Consider the following 20303-nt stretch of genomic DNA (forward strand, 5'->3'; position numbering starts at 1 on the left):
GTACTTGCCGAGTTCGTTTGCTGCCGTCTTTTCGGAAATATTTTGCCAGAGTCCTTTGAACGTGGCGTTCCTGATGGTTAACTGGGGCACACAATCTCAAGATGCTCTGGTATAAGACTTGCAAGCCGATTGAGGTAAACAGCGCCAAACGAGCATTCTTTGGGCTTCAAAAGGACGTTTCCAATGACCAATCTCAAACGCTTCTGGCTTCTCTCTGTTGCTGCCGGAGCGATGATTTCTTCCACGGCATACGCTCAGGAGCAGAGCAACTATTACAGCCGCGACAAGTACCAGGCGGTGATGGATCGCCGTCAGCCCGAGTTTGACCCCGAGCCCATTCGCCTCGGCGCATTTCTGGTGGATGCCACGGCCCTGGCGAGCATTACGTCTAATTCCAACGTCTTCGCAGCCGCGTCCAACGAGCAGTCCGACGTGATTGCCCGCGTTGGCGCGAGCGTCGCCGCGCGCACGAATTGGTCGGTTCACCAGGTCGGTGCTGAATTTGCCGCCTACAGAAACGAATTTTCAGATTTCTCGACTGAATCGAATACAGAGTGGCGGGGTGCATTGCGCGGACGTCTGGACGTGACGCGGGACTTTTCTTTCGGCGCCTCGGTCTTCGCTGACCGCGCCAACGAGTCCAGGACGGAGCCGGGAAGTGAAACCAGCTTCCGCCATCCGGTCGAAATCGACCGGACAGGTGTTGAGGCGCAGGCCAATTATACCAATGACCGTGTGCGTTGGACCAATTCCATCGCAGCGATCCAATCTGACTTCGAGTGCGATTGCCTTGTTCCGCTCAATGGCATTACGAATGTTGACTACCGGGATCGCGACACGCTCGAGGGGCGCTCCCGTCTCTCTTATGCTGTGTCGCCCAACGTTGCTGTGTTCGCACAGGGCACGATGCGCGACGAGTCTTACAAGTACGACCAGGTCATCGGTGGTGTTGTCCATACCCGGGATTCCAGTGGATATACAATTTCCGGTGGTGCCGACTTTGAGCTGACCGCTCTTGTCCGCGGTGACATTGCGGTCGGTTATCTGTCCGAGAAAAAGGACGACCCGCTTTATAAGGACGTCGATGGGCTCTCGGTGGATGGACGGATGCAATGGTTCCCGACGCGCCTGACAACGGTGACCTTTACAGCAGGCCGGCGCGCTCAGGATGTTGGCGCATTCGAGTCACCCAGCGTGATTTCCACGGATGTCGGTGCGCGCATCGATCACGAGCTGAAGCGCAATATTATCCTGTCGGGATCGTACCGCCACGCGAACTACGATTATCAGGAAGCCGATCGCAAAGACGATATTGATGAACTGGGCGCTGGCCTGATCTACAAGATGAACAAGAAGGTTCATCTTGAGGGCTTTGTCCGCAGCCTGAATCGCGACTCCTCCGGCACGTCGCTTACGTTTGATCGTTCCTATGGTGTGAACCTGATCGGCGTTCAACTCAGCCTGCATCCCTGATCGGTTAAAGCCAGCCCCTCCTTTCCTCTTATCTTGACGGTAGAATACCTTGACCAAGAGTTTCAGCATCGAGCTGCCATCGCAACTTGCAACTTCACCGTCTGGCGGCACGGGGGAATCGATTTTCAGCATCAAGTCGCTGGTCGGGCTGGTTTACCGGCGGTTCTGGTTGATCGTTGCAGGCTTCCTGACGACGTTCCTCCTGATTGCCTATGTGACCTTTACGGCCACGCCGACCTACAAGGCCTCGGCAACGATCCAGCTGACGGTAAATCAGGAAAACGTCATCGACCTCGGTAGCGTTCTGCAGGGGATTGCTCCGAATACGGCGGAAATCGATACAGAAGTGCTGGTGATTTCTTCCAAGTCGCTTCTTTCGAAAGTGGCTGAGAAGCAGCGCCTGATCGAGGATCCTGAATTCAACTGGACCCTTCGTGAGGAAAAGCGGGGCGCGCTCGACGGGCTGGTTAAGCCGATTCAGCGCAGCCTTGGCATGAATGTCGAGCGGCCGGACCCATATGCCGGCATGACGGCAGAAGAACGCGAAGCTGCCATCATGCGCGGGGTCGTCGGTACATTGATCGACAAAGTGTCGGTCAGCCGGGTCGGCACGACCTACCTCCTGACGATCACGGTCACGTCGACTTCGCGGGAGACAGCGGCGCGCCTTGCGAATGCGGTGGCCGACCAGTACCGGGTCCAGCAGCTTGAAACCAAACTTGACGCCACCCGCCGGGCGACCGAATGGCTGAGCGAGCGTGTTACGGCCCTGCGTGACGAAGTGGCCGAAAAGGAAAAGCGCGTTGAACTTTACCGTGCTGAGAACAATCTCGACACGGCCATGGGCAATACGCTCACGGAACAGAATATCGCCTACCTGACGACCCAGAAGACGCAGTTCGAAGTCGAATTGAACCGGGCTCGGGCGCGTTACGAGAGCGCGCGTCGTCAGATCGACTCCGGAGCTGGGCCAGAAGGCATCGGCGAGGTTCTTGAGTCTCCGCTCATCACGGGTCTGAAGTCACAGCTGTCCACGTTGCGCGGACGCGTCGCGGAACTGGAAACCCGGCTTGGGCCTCAGCACCCGGAACTGATCGGTGCCCGGAATGAGGTCGCCGATGTTGAGCGCCAGATCAACGCAGAGATCCGCCGGATCGCTACGAACCTGGAGAGCGAAGTCAAGGTCAAGCAGGACCAGGTCAATTCGATCCAGGCGCGGATCAACCAATCTAACGCACAGTTGCGCGGTAACTCTATTGCCAATGTGCGCTTGCGTGAGCTTGAGCGGGACGCAGAGACCAGCCGCGTCCTGTACGAGGAATTCATCGCGCGTTCCAAGGAGACCCGCGAACAGGATGACCTTGTGCAGGCCGATGCCGTCCTCCTTTCAGATGCATCTGTTCCGCGCAAGCCGGCCTCCCCGCAGAAGGCGCTGAATCTCATCATCGGTGCCATACTGGGTGGACTGCTTGGCGGCGGTCTCGCCCTGATCGCCGAGATGTTCGACTCCAAGCTCAGCTCCACAGAGGAAATCGAGCGCAAGCTTGGTATCCCCGCGATTGGTTCGGTGCCTCTGATCCGCAATGCAAATCTGTTTGGCATGGGGCAGGCGAGCCCAGCCGAGTTCCTTGTCGAAAATCCCTTGTCCGCGTTCGCCGAAAGCGTGCGATATTTGCGCGCGGCGATCGCGTTCTCGGATCTTGACAGTGAGACCAAGACTGTTGCGATCACGTCCTCTCTGCCGGACGAAGGCAAGACGAGCCTCACGCTCAGCCTTGGCCGCATGTCGGCTATGTCGGGATCGCGGACGATCGTCATTGACGGCGACTTCCGTCGCCGCCAGCTGACCGAGATGGCTGGTATGACGCCTGAGATAGGCTTCATCGAGCACCTGTTTGGCGCGGGCCAGCTTTCGGATGCGATCCAGAAAGACAGCAAGACGATGCTGGACATTCTGCCGCTTTCGCTCTCCGGGCACACGCCTCATGACGTATTCGGCACGCGCGCATTCGACGATCTCCTGGCCCGTCTGCGTTCCATGTATGACCTTATCCTGATCGACACGGGGCCGTTGCTGCTGATGGCTGAAGCCCGTGTTGTGGCGGGAAAGGTGGACAAGACGATCCTTGTCGTGCGCTGGCGCCACTCGACGACTGTCGCCGTCAAGCAATCGCTGAACCTCCTGCGTTCTTTCAAGGCGGACCTGCTGGGTGTCACACTCAATATGGTCGACCTGAATCGTCGTCGTCACCATCGTGATCCGGGCGCCTCCTACAAGGCATATCGGAAGTATTACCAGATGGAGACGAAGCGCTCCGTGTTCGGATTCGATTTGTCGAGCGTCGGCGCGAGATCGAAGAACAAGTCGAAACGTCCCGTCGCGGTTCAGACGCCGCCGGAGCGGGCTGGTTCCAATTTCCCTGAGCCGGTCGATTCATTCGACAATTAGAGGTCAGTCGTCCCATGTCGGGAAATGCGCGGATCGCGGAGCTGAAGAGCGTCAGCGACGCTGGAGTGACTTCGGCGTCCCGACGGCTGGCCTTCTTCGGGCACGACGCCTCCGATGCTGCTGTGCGCAGGCGCGTTCAGGCGTTGCAGGACGACGGCGTCCGCGTGCAGGGGTTCATGATGCGTCGTGGCGAAGCAGTCGTCACAGCCTGGGATAATATCGATCTGGGCCAGACGCAGGATGGCGCATTCATTCAGCGGTTGCGCCGTATCTTTGCTGGTGCACGGATTGCGGCGAAGCGCAGGGACGATCTTGCTGCAGCAGATATGATCTACGCCCGTAACCTCGATATGCTGGCCTGCGCGTTCCTGGCAAAGCGCTATGCGGGTCTTGATACGCCCGTGATCTATGAATCGCTCGATGTTCATCGCCTGCTGACCCGTTCGGATGTGGTAGGGCGTCTGATGCGCTGGCTGGAGGGCGCGCTGCTTGCGCGGACGAAAGGCCTTGTGGTCAGTTCGCCGGCTTTCCTGCGCAACCATTTTGAGCGCCATTATCCGGGGCGCTACCGCGCGGTCCTCGTCGAAAACCGGCTCGCAGCCGGGGCAGATTATGGTCCGCGGCCGTCAGCGCGCACATTTGTGCCCGATGGCAAGCTGCGCATAGGCTGGGTTGGTATCCTGAGATGTCAGCGCTCCTTTGATCTTCTGTGCAAGCTGGCGGATGAACTTCCCGATGCGGTCGAAATTCATCTGCATGGCATTCCCGCCCGGACCGAGATCGCGGTGTTCGAGCCGGAAATCGAAGCGCGCGCCAACATGACATATCATGGCCGCTACAAATCGCCGGAGGATCTCGCCCGCATCTATTCAGGCCTCGACGTTGTCTGGGCGGGCGATTTCATGGAGGCGGGCTTCAATTCCGTCTGGCTTTTGCCGAACCGGATTTACGAGGGCGGCTACTATGGCGTTCCGGCTATCGCGCCAGCCGATACGGAAACCGCGCGCTGGATCGAGGCGCGAAAGGCTGGCTTTGCTTTGGCCGAACCGCTTGAAGAAGCGCTTCCTTGCCTTGCCGAAGAACTACAGGCGGACCCTTCGGGTATTCAGGCGTGTTTTGATCGTCTGAGCGCCTTGCCGGATGACCACTTTGTTCAGCCACCTGGTTTTCTAAACGAAGTGATCAATCGCTTGGTGGATGAGGGGCGGCAGATATGAATGTCGCGAAGCCTCTTGAGTTCGACAACGACAGGCATCTTGTCTGGGCGAACTTGTATTCCGACGAGAGAACCCCGCCGCTTTGGGAACAAGCCATGGTTACGCTGTGGTTCTTCCTTACTTTTTTCCCGATCCCCGGTGCCTCACCTGTCCTCTACCTGCTCATGGCTTCGATGCTGGGCATTTTTGCCATGGACAAGGAAGTCATCTTCCCGGTCCTTTTGAAGTCATGGCCTCTGCTGCTTTTGCCAGCGTTCGGCATCCTGTCCTTCATGTGGTCCCCACATTCCTCGGCGGCGTTTCGTGAAGGCGTCCTGCACGCTTTGACGGCCATCGTCGCAGTTGTGATCGCAAGTCGCATGGGGATCAGATATGTCCTCCGCTGCCTGATGATCGCGAGTTGGCTTGCCGCGCTATATATTTTTCCGCATGGCGAGTTTTCAGTGAATGGTCCGTATGGATCCAAGAACTTCGTTGCGCTGCAGATGACGTTTATGGCGCTGTTGTCGTTCCTTTGCATACTCAATAAACGAGAATTGATTTGGCTCCGCATAGCGGCAGCACTTTTCGTCCCGCTTGGCGCATATATCGTGCTGAGTGCGGATTCTGCGACCTCATTGGTGTTTGTGATTGTAGGGCCTCTGGCGCTTGTTGGTGCCAAGATATTCTGGGTCGATATTGCGAGTGACAAATTTACCCGGACTTGGCTGCTGTTGATCGCTGTCATTTTGTTTCTATCCGCGATGCTTGTTCTCCTGATCTTTCCGGTCGGCGGTATGGAAGATGCGTTCCTGAATCTGCTCGGACGGGACAGAACTCTGACTGGCCGGACGACGATCTGGATGGCTGGCCGCGTGGTGCAGGACCAGCATCCGATATTTGGAACGGGTCTCGCCGGCTTCTGGAACCCGGAAAATGGTGCAGCGCAATCGATCAATTTTTACGACTTTAAGCCGGCGGGAACGAAACTTTCCTTCCACAACGCCTACATGGAAGTTCGCGTACACTTGGGGTGGATCGGGTTCTGGCTGTACGTCGTCAGCTGGTCGTGGTGCTCATTCCGAATCATCAAGACGTGGCTGACGTCGCGGCACATCGAAGCCTCCTTCCTGATCATCGCCATGGTGCTGGTCTTCGTATCAACATTCACGGAGTCGTGGGCCTTCTCGACCTTCATGACGCCGGTGAACTTGCTCTTCATGGGGGCTATTGCGACCCTAGGAGGAAGCCGTAAACAACTGGTCGGAAAGGTGCCTGTAGTGATTGCACCAGAATCCGGAACGCGGAGTTTTGCGGTTACGCCCTGACATCCAAATAGATTGGCTTTGGCAGGTGTAGATTTCAGGTCACAGATATTCCGTGAATAGCAGGCGCACCTGCCCAATGCTCTTCCCTTGGCAGACATATTCTTGCCAGACTCCAACAGCAGTCTGGAACAGCGCGTAGAGTACGTCGCGGGCGCGCTTAACACGCCCTTAATGGTTACAGGATTGATATGTTGCCATGCGCAATATCAGTCCATCGGTACCAGGGAGCAGACCTGTGGTTGACGTTACAAACGCAACAGTATCGTCCCGTTCGTGGGAGCTTGATACGCGCATTGAGCGGGACACTTATGAGAAATGGCCCGTGTGGGTGCGGCTCGTCGTGATTGTCGGCCTGAGTGCGTTGCTCTGGGCAGGCATCATCAGTCTGGTCGTCGCCGTACTCGGCTAATCGCTATTCTGAGCTTTCCTTGCGTAGTTGTCCGCGCGACATCAGCATGCCGATCGCTCGATCAGCCCATCGTCTGTGTACCAATAAAATATACGCACAATATGCCGAGGCGCCGGCCAATGCCTTGACCGAAAGGCGCAGGGCCGCGGCTTCGCCGGATATCTGACTGGCGACGCCCCAGACTGTGAGTGCCATCACGCCCGTCGCGAGATATGCCGGCAACATGGCGCTAGCATAATCCTTCCAGCTTGCGCCGAGAGAACCGACCATCAGTGGCGCCGTAATCAACGACCGCACGCCAAACATCACCAGTATGGAAGCGACAATCGCTTCCGTGCTGATATGCCGTAAAGCCAGCGCTGAAATCAGTACAATGACGATATCCACGACTGACAGGCCCAGCAACAGGTTCAGCCGGCGCATGCCGGTAAGGGCATGGTTGCGGAAATAGGAGATCGGGATCATCAGGCCTGCCGCCGCCAACACGAACAGAATCGGGCCGGCCGCGGCATAGGATTCATCCAGCGTCAGGTCTACGAGATCCTGTGCCGTCAGCATGAGGCCGGCGAATACGGGAAGGCAAATCAGCGCTGACATCTGTGTCAGACGGATCAGTAGGCTCGCCCGGTCCGTTCCTTGTTCCTTGCTGCCTGACAGGAGTACGACCCAAAGCGATCCGATGGGCGCCGCAAAAGTGCCATACATGGCATCAGTAAAACGCGCGGCGATACGCATGAGGCCAACGGCTGCCGCGCCAAAGCTGACGCCCACGACAACGTCAAGGATGCGCATGTATGAAACGCTGATCGCCTGTGCGGCAAAAATTCGGCTGGAGGCCGCGGCATAGCGGCGGGCCAGGTTTCCCGCGAAACCATCCATCGGAAACCATCGGGTCCGGAGCATCAGGAATACGGATGCCGTCGTCACGCTAACGGCGCGTTGTGCGACAAGCGCCCATTCCGGAGCGGGTCCGAAGGCGACCGCGAGCGCCGCGACGCCAGACAGGAGTGTCGACAGGATGCCGCGGATCGCGATGCCTTTGAAATCGTGTTGTGCCAAAAGCATCGCCGATGGCGGAATGGAGAAGGGCACTGCGAGAAGCGTGCAGGCGAGCGCGGGCAGGATCGACTTAAGGTCCGGTACGTTCATGATGCCGGCAAACCAGCCGCCGGAAAGGGCGAGCGCACCCGTTGCCAGGGCGAATACCGTCATGGATGCCCAGAAGGCGCTGGACAGTGCACGCGGCGAGAAATCCTGATCCTGAACGACTGCGTCCACGCCTGCGGACTGGGCCTGGAAGTTGAAATAGTCGACGAGCACCACGCCAAGAGCAAACACGCCGAAAACGGCCGGATCGAGCCGGTAGGTCAGAAAGATGAACAGGCCGACCGACATCATCTGGGTCAGGCTTCGATTGGCGATGTTCCAGAACATCGCAGACCGGAAGGCGCCCGCGACTTTTTCCTCTTGGCTGTTCACGGCTTGCGTCGGAATCGGCTCGCTCATTTCGCCATGTCTTCCGTATGCGGAAACCGCTCCAGTTCGCGCCGGGTTTCGGCCCAAAGATCTTGTGTTTCGGACAGAATGCGATCCAGCTGTTCCTTCGGCACTTTGGTTTTCCATGAGTCGACCAGCGCGGCGCTGTTGCGCTCAAGCCGATGCTGGATGGGTTGGTTTGGGTCTGCGGCGTTAGCGGTGGTGCTGGTCCTGATCCGCGCCTCCACTTCGGGGCCAAAGGGCACGCCGGCATCGGCAAACATTTGACGGAACATGGCATCGGGACGGGCGCACACATCCTCATGCAGCGCAAAGGTCCAGTGCGGGTAGAGCTGCTTCAGGTCCAGGGTGTGGCGGGTAAACAGCTTCCATTGCAGGATGAGTTCGCCGAGCCGGTCGCCGCGGTTTGCCCGCCACTCGGCAATCTCCCGGTCGAATGCCCCCTTCGACAGGGGCAACTCATAGTCGACGATATCCGGCGTTTCGGCAGGCCAGCCAAGCTGGTCGAATGATGAGATCGCCCCGGCCGGGTGGCGCACCATCACCACCACGTGCATGTCGTAGGTCCGGGCGAGCCATTCGGCGGAGAAGAAGGCCATCGGGTCTTTGAGGCTGAGGCGCCTCCCGCTGAAAAAGCGCGGCGGATTGCGATAGAGCTTTTTCAGCGAAAGCGTGGAGGCGAGTTCCTGATGCTTCTTGGGTTTGCGCCGTTCCCAGACGCCGTGCGGAAGCATCGAGATGCGTTTGCCCAGGGATGCGAGTTCCATCATCCGGTCGAGACGCGGGCGGAATTCCGCTGCATTCTCGTCGGTGATGCGAAAAAGGCGACCGGGCAAGTTCAGATTGTAGGAATAGGCCCCATTGAATGGTTCGTAGATTTCGAAAATATCTGGCGCAGCCTCGAACACGGACCCGACAAATGTCGTCCCCGACCGCGGACAGCCGGTGATCAGAACCGGTCCGCTCGACGAAGATTTACGTTCCGTGTCCCCTTGTCCAACCATGCTGTGTCTGCTGTCCCGCCTTTATACAGGTAGCCCGCCGGGGCTGCCTGCCTGACTCGTATCGTTTTCTTGCGGCGTATGCGATGTCCGGTGCCAGTGCCGCTGCCCGGCCCGAAGCAGCAAGTATCCTGCCATTCATGTACTGGTACAGCCATTGCAGGATTTCAGGCATAGATCGGCTGGACAATCATAAGCCGGCGGCGCTGTCATGGGCACAAATCGGCCGAATGGCTGGAATCGGGAACACAGATGAGCCAGGCTTTCGACGTAACGGTGATCATTCCGGCCTATGAAGCGGCCGAGTTTGTGGGTGATGCCGTCCGCGGGTGCCTGGCTCAGCAGGATGTTTCGCTGGAAGTGATCGTGGTGGATGACGGCTCGAAAGTTTCGAGCGAGGCGGCCGTTCTGGCTGCGGCGAACGGGGATGCGCGCGTCAGGTTCGAGCGCCTTGAGGTCAATAGCGGCCCGTCAGCAGCGCGTAACCGGGCATTGGAGCTGGCACGGGGCGAGTTCATCGCGGTGTTCGACGCGGACGATGCCATGGTGCCCGATCGGCTGTCCCGGATGATCGGAGCCGCTGAAGCTTTGCAGGCCGATGTCGTTGTCGATCATGTTGTGCGATTTCACTTCGATGCCCCGGGACGCGAAGAAACGCTGCTGCTGGACAAGGGGATGGCGGCAGAACCGGTTGCGATTGACCTCGAAACCTATCTGGACCCCGCATCGGACGCGCGCTTCGGCGCGCCGCTTGGCTATCTCAAACCGCTTTTCCGCCGGTCCTTCATCGAAACACATGGACTGCGTTACGATGTGTCGCTGCGAAATTCGGAAGATCATTATTTCGTTGCGGAAATGCTGGTGCGCGGCGCCCGCATGTTCCTGATCCCGTTCGCCGGCTATCGCTACGCGATCCGCGAAGGATCTTTGTCTCACCGGCTGAGCCCGGATAAGGGCAGGGCGATCCTCGCCGCTGAGCGTCGGTTTCGCTCAGAACATGCGGTCCGGCTGACGCCGGCGATCATCGCCGCCTCCGACCGCCGTCTGAAAGCATGGACGCGATTGGTCGAGTTCGAAGAGGTGGTTGAGGCCATGAAGCAGCGCAAGCCTGGTGCGGCGCTGGCTGCCGCCATGGCGACACCGGGCAACACGCTTGCCCATATTGGCCGCCTGTGCAGCATCGCGCTCGCAAAGGTTCGCTGAAGTATCAGGTGCAGGGCCTGAAACAGAAACGCCCCGGTCCGTCAGGAACCGGGGCGCTCTTGTATTTGAGGCCGGGTGGGCTTAACGCGCGCCGCGCGAGAGAAGGACCGCGGGAATGGTGCGTAACATGATCCCGATGTCGCCCCAGAAAGTGCGCGAACGGGCATATTTTGCGTCCAGCTGAACTCGCTCAGGATAGGTCGTGTCGCTCCGGCCTTCGACCTGCCAGAGGCCGGTCAGGCCCGGCCGCACGGCGCAGTAGTCGCGATAGAATTCACCGTATTTGGAAATTTCGTTTTCAACGATTGGGCGCGGGCCGACGAGCGACATCTCGCCCCGCAGGACATTGATGAGCTGCGGCAGCTCGTCGATCGACGTCTTGCGGATGAAATGGCCGAGCGGCGTGATGCGCGGATCATTCGTGAGCTTCTGCGTTGCTTCCCATTCGGCGCGCGCCTCAGGATCTGTCGCCAGGATTTCGCGAAGGCGGACATCCGCATCCAGAACCATGGAGCGAAGCTTGAAGCAGTTGAACGTGCGGCCGTTGAGGCCGTAGCGCTTCTGCCAGTAAATCGCTTTGCCGCCGTCCTGCATCCGGATGCCGAGTGCGACGAGGGCGAGCAGGGGCAGAATGACGATCAGCGCAATTGCGGCGATCAGGATATCGAGGACGCGTTTCGCGCCGACCTGCTCCCCGGTACCTTCGTGACGGGTCGAAGCGTAGGACGCTGTCTCAGCGTGTCTCGATTGGTCGGTCAGTCTCAATCCCATTTTTGTCCCCTGAAACTCTACCACAAGGCGCAGAAAATCGTCCCGGGATTTCCGGCGCTCCAGCCAACTCGCGTTAACTTTGAGAACCAGGAAATCTTTATTTCATTTGCTCACGTTTGCAATCTGTATACCGGGATTTGTCCAAATAATTAGGCGTTTTGTGCGGGATTCCCCTCGCGCGGGAAGTATTTTTCAAATATTCCGGGCAATGCGGCAAAATCTTAATTTTCGCGTATCGAATTGAGGTGCGCTCGCAAAGCGGGTGTCTCAGAATTGGGCAATCATTCCCATTCAGGGACACAAAAAAGCCGGCGCACCTGCAGGCGCGCCGGCTCATTCGAATCGGGCAGAAATGCTTAGAAGAGGCGCTCGCCGATGCGCAGTGTATCGCCCGGCTTCACCACCGTTGACGTGTTCAGTTCGTAGGCCTGCTCCTTATTGGAATCCACGCTCTTGATGTACACGACTTTCTTGTTGGCGCGGTAGGTGAACCCACCGGCGGCGGCGACGGCGTTGAGCACCGAAATGCCTGAAGTATAAGGATATTCACCGGGCCTGTTGACTTCGCCAAGGATATAGAAAGGCCGGTAGTTGATGACTTCCACGCTGACGCGCGGATTGAGGATATAATCGCCGTCCAGCATCGATTTGATGTGGGCCTCCAGCTGAGGTGTGGAGAGGCCATGAGCCATGACCTGGCCGATCAGCGGCATCGAAATCGAGCCTGTGCCATCCACTTCAAACTCGCCGGAAAGGTCTTCCTGCCCGAAGATGGTGATGCGCAATTGATCGCCATTGCCCAGCGTGTAGGCAGGCGGTGCAACCTGCTGTACGGGCGCCAGCTCCGTCTGGTTCTGCGACGCAACGGGGCCGGATGAACAGGCCGCTGCGAACAGCAGGGCAGCCCCGGCAAGCGCCAGCATCAGATTACGCAAAAAATGCATCTCGTAGTCTCTCCCCTTCGAATGTGCGTCATGGGTTTAAGCAAGAGCTATTCCAGAACTCTACGTGGTTAGGAAGCTCACATCTTTGCCGAAAAGCCGCGCTGCCGACAGTTTCCCGCTGATGAAAGCGCCGGTGTCGAGGCCGATCCGCCGATTATCACGATAGATCGCTTCGCCCGGCGTATGTCCATGAACGACGACCTGGTCGAACGATTGCGGCGCTTCCAGAAATTCATCACGGATCCAAAGCATATCGCGCACGGTCTGGTTTTCGAGCGCGACGTCCGGGCGCAGGCCTGCATGGACGAACAAGTAATCCCCCGCCACGTAATAGTGCTGGAGGCTCTGGTAGAAATCGAGATGCGCCTGGGGAAGGTTCTGGCGGAAGCTGGTCCACACTTTGTCCCAGGCCTGGTTGGCTGCCTCCATTGCCTCATGGGAGCGCAAGCTGGCGCGCGTATTGGGAGGCGCGAGGCCGTAAGAATACAGCGTTTCTGCCCCGCCATACCGGACCCATTGCTTGCCGAAATTCACGTCGTTCAGGAAGCGCAACAAGGCCTCTTCATGGTTGCCCATCAGGAAGACCCGTTCGAAGGATTTGAGCCGGTCGCTCAGCAGGAACTCGATCACGTCGCGCGACTGCAATCCGCGGTCGATATAGTCTCCCAGGAAAACCAGCGTCCTGGAGGTCGCGGTTTCGGGCAGCGCGCTGACATCTTCCTCGATCTTGCCGATCAGCTGCTCCAGAAGATCGCGACGGCCATGAATGTCGCCGATCGCGTAGAGGCACTGGCCTTCAGGAGCGACAGCTTCCCGCGTTACCTTTTCCGGCTCGGCCGGGCGTGGCTCGACGTTCACCGTCTCCGGCGCCCTGTTGATGCCTTTACGGATACGCGCGCGCAACGACGTCGCCGACCGGGTCAGGTTGCCGATCCGCTCGAGAAAGGATTGCCGGCTTTCTTGCGTTGCTTTCGCCATGGAACCTTGTCCGTTAACGTTTCTTTATATCCAACTCGGCGCGAAAACCAATGCTCGCAAGGGTCTTATGCGCGCGAGAGGGGAAAAAACGTTTCCTTCAGAAAGCCCGCTGCCCAGCTCATGTGCATGACGCCTGAGGCGAGGCCGGCAAGCAGGCCGCAGGCCGAGCGCTTCCAGGCTGTGACCGCCAGCGAGGCAAGGCACAGCACGCCCAGATAGCCCACAGGAAGGATGAGTGCCGGCAAGAAGAATGGTGCTGCGGCGAGGCCGCCAAGGCTGGCCAAGAGTGCCACAATCGGCGCGGCCTGGCGCGGCTTCAGCCTCTTGCCGTGCTTGCGCACGTTGCGGGCGCGGCCTTTGCCATAATTGAAGTACTGCCTGGCCAGCGCCTTCACGCTGCCTCGCGGCACATAGGCGATGCGGATGTCTGCATCAAGGAAGATGCGGCCACCTTCCTGGGCGACGCGTTCATCATACTCGGCATCCTCATTGTGCGAGAAGCTCTCGTCGTATCCGCCGATCTTGCGATAGATCGACAGGTCGAACCCGGCATGGTGGCCGTGGTCGACATAGTGGGACTTCCGGCCACCGCGATGAGCCGAGCCGCCGGAACCCAGCGGTGTATCGACGATCCAGGCATTTGCCTTTTCGAAGCAGGTTTCGCCGGTTGCATCCATCGGTACCACGACCGACGCGGCACGGGTGTGGTCCAGCGCCCGCGCGACCTTCAGGATGAACCCGCCAGGGTAAATCGAATGCGCATCGCACCGCACCACATAGCGCATGCCTGCGGTGGCGAACTGTTCCACCGCGAGGTTCATCGCGGCAGATTGCAGGCGCTTGGGGTTGTCGATCAGCCGCAGGTTCGGGAACTCGTCCATCAGGCCGTTAACCACGGCAACTGTCCCGTCGCTGCTGCCGCCATCCGCAACGACCAGCAGCACGCGCCGGAGGTCGGCTTCACCCTGCATCAGCGACCGGATGCAGGCCTCGATATGCCGCTCCTCATTCAACGCCGGGATGACGGCGAGCACCATGGAGGGCAGCAGGCTGACGGGTGCGTTGTCGTTCATAAGGGCATTTTCTTGTGCGATCATGCGATCCTCGTCTGGCTTTCGCCAATCAGGGGAGCAAATTCCGTTCCAGAATGGCCGCAGGAGGCGGCGAGGGAAAGCCTGCTTGCAGCCGATCCCTCCGCAACGTCAGCCTTGCCGCTCTTGGCGAAGACCATAATGTAGCACCAACCACAGATCCGGAGGAAACAGGACATGATTGGCGTCGTTGCGAAACTTACCATCCAGCCCGGAAAAGAGGCTGAGTTCGAGCAGACCGGCAAGGATCTGATGGCCAAGGTCAAGGCGAACGAGCCCGGCTGTCTGACTTACCAGCTCTACAAGTCGAAGAAAGAGCCGAACGTCTATGTCTTCATGGAGCAGTACGCTTCCGAGGCGGACCTGAAGGCGCATGGCCAGACCGAATATTTCAAGGCGGCTGGCCCGGTGTTTGGCGCCTGCCTCGCTGGCGCGCCCGACATCCAGTATTTCGACATCGTGGAATAGGGGGCCGGCATGGACCTCGCCTTCACCGCCGAAGACCGCGCGTTCCAGGAAGAAGTCCGCGACTGGATCGCTGAAGCCTTCACACCCGACCTGCGCGCCAAGGTCGCCGCGTCAAAGAACGGCTATCTCGACAAGGAAGGCCAGGTCGCCTGGCAGAAGAAGCTCTACGAAAAGGGCTGGGTCGCGCCGAACTGGCCGAAGAAATATGGCGGTCCCGATCTGTCGGCGTCGGAGCGCTACATCCTCAACATGGAATTGTCGGCGGCCGGTACGCCGCCGGTCAGCCCCATGGGTATCGCGATGGTCGCGCCGGTGCTGATGGCCTTTGGGTCCGAGGCGCAGAAGGAAAAATACCTGCCGCCAATCCTGCGCTCCGATGTCTGGTGGTGCCAGGGCTATTCCGAACCGGGCTCCGGCTCCGACCTTGCCTCGCTCCAGATGAGCGCGGTCCGCGACGGCGAGGACTATGTCCTCAACGGCTCGAAGATCTGGACGACCCACGCGCAGTGGGCCGACATGATCTTCTGCCTTGTCCGCACATCCCGGGAAGGCAAGGCGCAGGAGGGCATCAGTTTCATTGTCTTCCCGATGACCCTGCCGGGCATAAAGATCTCCCCGTTGCCGACGCTGGATGGACCGGCAGAGGGCCAGCAGGAAATCAACCAGGTGTTCTTCGAGAATGTCCGTGTGCCGATTTCCGAGGCGCTCGTGGGTGAGGAAAACCAGGGCTGGACGTATGCGAAATACCTTCTGCAGTTCGAACGCGGAAATGCCTATGCGCCTGGCCTGAAGAACATGCTCAGCAAGGCGCGCAAGATTGCCGGCGCAGTTGAAAAGGATGGCGCCCCCCTTAGCCGCGATCCGGACTTTGCCCGCAAGATGACGCAACTTGAAATCAAGGTCGCCGGGCTCGACGCCACGGAACAGCGCATTTTCTCGGCGCTGTCGGCGGGGCAGGCGGTCGGTCCGGAAAGCTCGATGCTGAAATGCCAGGGCTCCGAGACGCAGCAGGCGATCACCGAACTCGTGGTCGAAGCGGCAGGTGGCTACGGTGCCCCGTTCGTGCGCGATAACTGGGCCGTGGCGCGCCAAGGGGCGAATGCAGACCTTCCGTTCCCGTCCTATTCGGTGACGTCCGCGACCAGCTATTTCAATTATCGCAAGACATCCATCTATGCCGGTTCCAACGAAATCCAGCGGAACATCATGGCCAAGATGGTCCTCGGGCTCTGATCCTGCGGATGAGCGGCGCCAACAGCGTGAAAAGCGACAAGCCGGGGCTGCTCACGCAGCTTGCCTTCGGCATTGGCGGCATGGCTGAAGGCGTAAAGAACAACGGCTTCGACTATTTCCTGTTGTTCTTCTACAGCCAGATCCTCGGCGTTCCGGCGCCAATGGTTTTCCTTGCCTTGATGCTGGCGCTTGTCGTCGACGCCATGTCAGATCCGATCGTCGGTTACTGGTCGGACAATCTGCGCACCCGGTTCGGCCGGCGGCACCCGTTCATGTACGCTGCTATCGTGCCGGTGGCTGTCTCCTATTTCCTCACATGGAACCCGCCTGCCGGTATGTCAGCCGACAGCCTGTTCCTCTGGCTGCTGGCGCTTACGATAGCGGTGCGTTTGTCCTTCACCTTCTATGAAGTGCCAAGCAATGCGCTCGTGCCGGAACTTACGCCCAGTTACGACACGCGCACTTCGCTGATGTCGTTCCGATACTTCTTCGCCTGGATCGGCGGACTTTCCATCCAGATCTTCCTGCTCTTCTTCCTGCTGAAGCCGAGCGAGACCAATCCGTCCGGCTATTTCCACCTGCCGGGCTGGCATCTCTACGGACAGGTCGCGGCAGTCGTTATTTTCCTCGCCGCCGCCCTTTCGACGCTTGGCACCCATGCGCGCATTCCGTTCCTTAAGGAGCCCCCCGCGAAGCGCGGCCTGACACTCCGCCGCGTTTTTTCGGAAATCTTCGAGACGATTTCCAACCGGTCCTTCCGTGCATTGTTCCTGGCCACACTGTTCGGCCTGATCGCCACCGGCGTTTCCGCGACACTCAACCAGTACATCAACGGCTATTTCTGGGGCTTCACCACGACGCAGACGGCCGGGCTCACCATGGCGGTCTATATTTCCGCGGTGCTGGCGCTGGCGATTGCGCCGGTTGCAGGCAAGGTGCTCGGCAAGAAGCGTGGCGCGCTGATTGTCGGTTTCCTCGCCTTCACCATCGCGCCGGCACCGGTCTTTGCACGGCTCCTGGGCCTGATGCCGCCCAACGGGTCTGACGCACTCTACCAGATCGTGCTGACGATCACGATTTTTGACCTCGCGCTTATCATCGCGACGCAAATGCTGATGGGCTCCATGGTGGCCGACATTGTGGAAGACAGCGAGGTTCAGACCGGCCGGCGCTCGGAAGGCATCTTCTATGCGGGTATCAGCTTCATCCGGAAGCTGTCCCAGGCGGGCGGCGTCTTCGTGGCGACCTCGGTGCTCACCATGGCAGGCATCCAGGAAGGCGCGCGTCCGGACCAGGTCACGAGTGACTCGCTCACCGCTCTGGGCTGGGGCTATGCCGTCACCTTGCTCACCGTCTGGATGCTCATGATCCTGTGTGTCAGTTTCTACCGGATCAGTCGCGAGAGCCACGAAAACAACCTCGCGGCCTTGGCTGCGCGGGAGCTTGCGGAGCCAAATCCCTGATTTCCTTACTGCAATGTCATGTATCGCCGAATTGCCACGGCATTGGCGCCGCAATAGAGCCATAGACATGACGCACGCTCTTCGCATGACCAAGCATGTATCGAAGTTCCTGGCTGTGGCGGGGCTTCTGGTGGTGGCACTGTTGATCCTGGCGATCAGCCCGCTGGCGGCGAACGCGCAGCGGTTGCCGGAGTCGCAGGCGGAAATCGATCTGACCTTCGCGCCTCTGGTCCGACAGGCCTCTCCGGCCGTGGTGAACGTCTACTCCCAGAAGACGGTGAAGACCGGCCCATCCCCGATGGAGATGTTCCTTTATGGCCGTGCCATGCCGCAAAGCCGCGTGCAGAACTCGCTGGGTTCTGGGGTCGTCGTGCGTGCTGATGGCGTGATCATCACCAACAATCACGTGGTCGAAGGCGCGGACTCGTTCCGCGTCGTGCTGCATGACCGCCGCGAATACCCCGCCGAACTCGTGCTGGCTGATGAGCGCACCGACCTTGCCGTTCTCAAGATCGACACGGAAGGCGACCCGCTTCCTGTGTTGCCCTATGCCGACACCCGCGCCAGCCAGGTCGGCGACCTTGTGCTTGCCATCGGCAACCCGTTCGGCGTCGGCCAGACCGTTACCAGCGGCATCATCTCTGCGACGGCCCGCACCGATGTCGGCATTTCTGACTACTCCTTCTTCGTCCAGACCGATGCGGCGGTGAACCCCGGCAATTCAGGCGGCGCCCTGATTAACATGAAGGGGGAACTGGTCGGCGTGAACACTGCCATCTTCTCCCGCGGCGGCGGCTCCAACGGGATCGGCTTCGCCATTCCGTCCGAAATGGTCGAGCGCGTAGTGGATGCGGCGATGAATGGGGGCACGTTCGTGCGCCCGTGGCTTGGCCTGGCCGCTCAGGCGGTCAGCTTTGACATGGCCAAGGCCCAGGGCCTCAGCCGTCCGCTCGGCGTCATGGTGACGGAAGTCTACGATGACGGCCCCGCCGACCGGGCAGGCCTGCGCCGCGGCGACCTCATCACCGCGATCGACGGACGCGAAGTGTTCGACGAGAAAGGCCTCAAATTCCTTGCCGCCATCCGCAATCCCGGCGATTCCGCGCAGCTCAACGTTCTGCGTGGCGGCAAGAATCAGGTCATCGCCGTCCGCGTTGCCCCGCCGCCGGGTGCGACCGAGGCTGACATTGTCGCGTTGGATGGCCGCAGCGTCTTCAGCGGTGCGCGCGTGGTCGAACTCTCCCCGCGCCTTGCTGAAGAGAACGGGCTGGACCCGTTCCAGAAGGGCTCCGGCATATATGTATACTCCGTCGCGCGGCGCTCGATCGCGGGCGCGTATTTCCGGCCGGGGGACATTATCCGCTCGGTCAACGGTGTGCCGATGAAATCAGTGAAAGACCTGAAGACGGTCATTCAGGCCACCGACAATACCTGGGACATCGAGATAGACCGCAATGGGCGGACCGTGCGGGGCACGATCCGCCTCTAGTCGATCACGCCGACTTGGGGTGCAGCACCACCGGCAGGTTGGTATAACCAAGCACGAAGTTCGACAGGACGCGCTCCGGTTCGCCTACGACTTCGACCTTTTCAAACCGGTTCAAGATTTCTTCCCACAGGATGCGCAGCTGCATTTCTGCGACGCGGTTGCCCATGCAGCGATGGATGCCGAAGCCGAAAGAAACGTGGCGGCGGGCATTCGGCCGGTCGATCAGGAATTCGTCGGCACGCTCGATCACGTCTTCATCGCGGTTGCCTGAAACATACCACATGACGACCTTGTCGCCCTTCTTGATCTTCTGGCCGCCAAGCTCGGTGTCTTCCGTCGCCACGCGGCGCATGTGCGCGAGCGGGGTCTGGTAGCGGATGATTTCCGAAACCATGTTCGGGATCAGCGATGGGTCGGCCTTCAGTTTCGCGTATTGCTCGGGAAACTTGTTGAGGAAGTAGACGCCGCCGGAAATCGAATTCCGCGTCGTGTCATTCCCGCCGACGATCAGCAGGATGAGATTGCCCAGCAATTCCACCGGGTTGTCGACCATATTCTTCGTTTCCGGATTATGGGCCAGAAGCGAGATGAAATCGAATTTGGGTGGCTCTGCGGCACGCTTGTGCCAGAGTTCGGTGAAGGCGGCGATGCAGTCTTCGAAATGCCCCATCCTGGCTTCCATATCGACCCCAGCAACGCCCACCGCATCGGTCGTGGTTGCGACATCCGACCAGAAGGGCAGCTTGTGGCGCTGCTCGAACGGGAAATCGAAAAGGGTGGCCAGCATCTGGGTCGTCAGCTCGATGGAGACCTTTTCCACCCAGTTGAATTCCACGCCGACCGGAAGGCTGTCGAGGATGGCGATGACGCGCTGGCGGATCAGGTCTTCCAGTTCCGACAGCTGCGTGGGAGCCACGGCGGGCTGGGCTGCCTTGCGCTGGACGTCATGGATCGGCGGATCCATGGCGATGAACATGGGCGGCTGGAAATCGTCGCTAGGGTCGCCGATTACGATGCTTGGCACCGATGAGAAGGTCTTGTGGTTCGAGTCGACGGCCACGATGTCATGATACTTCGTGACGGACCAATAGGCGCCGACGGCGCTTTCCGGGCAATAATGCACGGGGGCGTCTTTCCTCAGACGGCGGAAATATTCGCCATGCTTGTTCTGTTGAAAGATCTCCGCTTTGGAGACGTCGAACCCTTCAAGCGGCAGGCTCCACGGATCGGGAACCTCCACGTCCATCGACTGTGCAGTATCGGCCATGTTTTTCCTCCGGTGCAGGCATTTTCGCCCGTCTGGGGATCAG

17 protein-coding genes are annotated in these 20303 nt (G+C 59.4%); 10 read left to right on the forward strand and 7 right to left on the reverse strand.

Annotation, left to right across the window (positions count from 1 at the left end):
- The first annotated feature begins 183 nt into the window (after positions 1 to 183).
- The 5 genes from R3C13_RS12295 to R3C13_RS12315 all read left to right on the forward strand — a co-directional run bounded on the left by R3C13_RS12295 (position 184) and on the right by R3C13_RS12315 (position 6855).
- On the forward strand, positions 184 to 1473 hold the full coding sequence (locus R3C13_RS12295) for an outer membrane beta-barrel protein (RefSeq protein ID WP_371311124.1): 1290 nt from the start codon (positions 184 to 186) through the stop codon (positions 1471 to 1473).
- 49 nt (positions 1474 to 1522) lie between these two features.
- Positions 1523 to 3922, forward strand: coding sequence for a GumC family protein (locus tag R3C13_RS12300; protein ID WP_371311125.1), 2400 nt, complete (start codon positions 1523 to 1525; stop codon positions 3920 to 3922).
- A 14-nt stretch (positions 3923 to 3936) separates the two neighbouring features.
- A complete protein-coding gene (locus R3C13_RS12305; RefSeq protein ID WP_371311126.1) occupies positions 3937 to 5139 on the forward strand; it encodes a glycosyl transferase in 1203 nt (400 codons plus the stop codon).
- A complete protein-coding gene (locus tag R3C13_RS12310; protein ID WP_371311127.1) occupies positions 5136 to 6446 on the forward strand; it encodes an O-antigen ligase family protein in 1311 nt (436 codons plus the stop codon). The genes R3C13_RS12305 and R3C13_RS12310 overlap by 4 nt, the downstream gene beginning before the upstream one ends.
- A gap of 235 nt (positions 6447 to 6681) precedes the next feature.
- Positions 6682 to 6855, forward strand: coding sequence for a hypothetical protein (locus tag R3C13_RS12315; RefSeq protein WP_371311128.1), 174 nt, complete (start codon positions 6682 to 6684; stop codon positions 6853 to 6855).
- 3 nt (positions 6856 to 6858) lie between these two features.
- Here the strand turns inward: R3C13_RS12315 and R3C13_RS12320 are convergent, their stop codons facing one another.
- Positions 6859 to 8361, reverse strand: a complete 1503-nt coding sequence (locus R3C13_RS12320) for an oligosaccharide flippase family protein (protein WP_371311129.1) — start codon at positions 8359 to 8361, stop codon at positions 6859 to 6861.
- Positions 8358 to 9356 (reverse strand): sulfotransferase, encoded by a 999-nt coding sequence (locus R3C13_RS12325; protein ID WP_371311130.1) that lies wholly within the window; start codon positions 9354 to 9356, stop codon positions 8358 to 8360. The genes R3C13_RS12320 and R3C13_RS12325 overlap by 4 nt, the downstream gene beginning before the upstream one ends.
- Before the next feature lie 249 nt (positions 9357 to 9605).
- On the opposite strand from R3C13_RS12325, the gene R3C13_RS12330 reads away from it, so the two are divergent.
- Positions 9606 to 10556, forward strand: a complete 951-nt coding sequence (locus R3C13_RS12330; RefSeq protein ID WP_371311131.1) for a glycosyltransferase family 2 protein — start codon at positions 9606 to 9608, stop codon at positions 10554 to 10556.
- Between the two features lie 81 nt (positions 10557 to 10637).
- On the opposite strand, the gene R3C13_RS12335 is transcribed toward R3C13_RS12330, so the two are convergent.
- From R3C13_RS12335 to R3C13_RS12350, 4 genes are all read right to left on the reverse strand, one after another.
- Entirely contained in the window at positions 10638 to 11327 is a 690-nt protein-coding gene (locus R3C13_RS12335; protein ID WP_371311132.1) for a sugar transferase, read from the reverse strand.
- Between the two features lie 356 nt (positions 11328 to 11683).
- Positions 11684 to 12271 (reverse strand): polysaccharide biosynthesis/export family protein, encoded by a 588-nt coding sequence (locus R3C13_RS12340; RefSeq protein ID WP_371311133.1) that lies wholly within the window; start codon positions 12269 to 12271, stop codon positions 11684 to 11686.
- A 60-nt stretch (positions 12272 to 12331) separates the two neighbouring features.
- Positions 12332 to 13249, reverse strand: coding sequence for a metallophosphoesterase family protein (locus R3C13_RS12345; protein ID WP_371311134.1), 918 nt, complete (start codon positions 13247 to 13249; stop codon positions 12332 to 12334).
- A 65-nt stretch (positions 13250 to 13314) separates the two neighbouring features.
- Positions 13315 to 14346, reverse strand: coding sequence for a glycosyltransferase family 2 protein (locus R3C13_RS12350; protein ID WP_371311135.1), 1032 nt, complete (start codon positions 14344 to 14346; stop codon positions 13315 to 13317).
- 171 nt (positions 14347 to 14517) lie between these two features.
- Here R3C13_RS12350 and R3C13_RS12355 point away from each other — a divergent pair, with 171 nt between their 5' ends.
- The 4 genes from R3C13_RS12355 (at position 14518) to R3C13_RS12370 (ending at position 18993) form a co-directional block, all read left to right on the forward strand.
- Complete coding sequence (locus tag R3C13_RS12355; RefSeq protein WP_371311136.1) at positions 14518 to 14808, forward strand: putative quinol monooxygenase; 291 nt, start codon at positions 14518 to 14520, stop codon at positions 14806 to 14808.
- A 9-nt stretch (positions 14809 to 14817) separates the two neighbouring features.
- Positions 14818 to 16041 carry an acyl-CoA dehydrogenase family protein gene (locus R3C13_RS12360; RefSeq protein ID WP_371311137.1) on the forward strand — a complete coding sequence of 408 codons (1224 nt, stop codon included), beginning with the start codon at positions 14818 to 14820 and terminating at the stop codon, positions 16039 to 16041.
- Between the two features lie 8 nt (positions 16042 to 16049).
- Positions 16050 to 17504 (forward strand): MFS transporter, encoded by a 1455-nt coding sequence (locus R3C13_RS12365; RefSeq protein ID WP_371311138.1) that lies wholly within the window; start codon positions 16050 to 16052, stop codon positions 17502 to 17504.
- Between the two features lie 67 nt (positions 17505 to 17571).
- On the forward strand, positions 17572 to 18993 hold the full coding sequence (locus R3C13_RS12370; protein WP_371311139.1) for a Do family serine endopeptidase: 1422 nt from the start codon (positions 17572 to 17574) through the stop codon (positions 18991 to 18993).
- Positions 18994 to 18997: 4 nt separating this feature from the next.
- On the opposite strand, the gene R3C13_RS12375 is transcribed toward R3C13_RS12370, so the two are convergent.
- Complete coding sequence (locus tag R3C13_RS12375) at positions 18998 to 20260, reverse strand: cytochrome P450 (protein WP_371311140.1); 1263 nt, start codon at positions 20258 to 20260, stop codon at positions 18998 to 19000.
- Positions 20261 to 20303: the final 43 nt, after the last annotated feature.

Origin of the sequence: Hyphomonas sp. (genome assembly GCF_041398385.1) — a bacterium.
Lineage (GTDB): Bacteria > Pseudomonadota > Alphaproteobacteria > Caulobacterales > Hyphomonadaceae > Hyphomonas.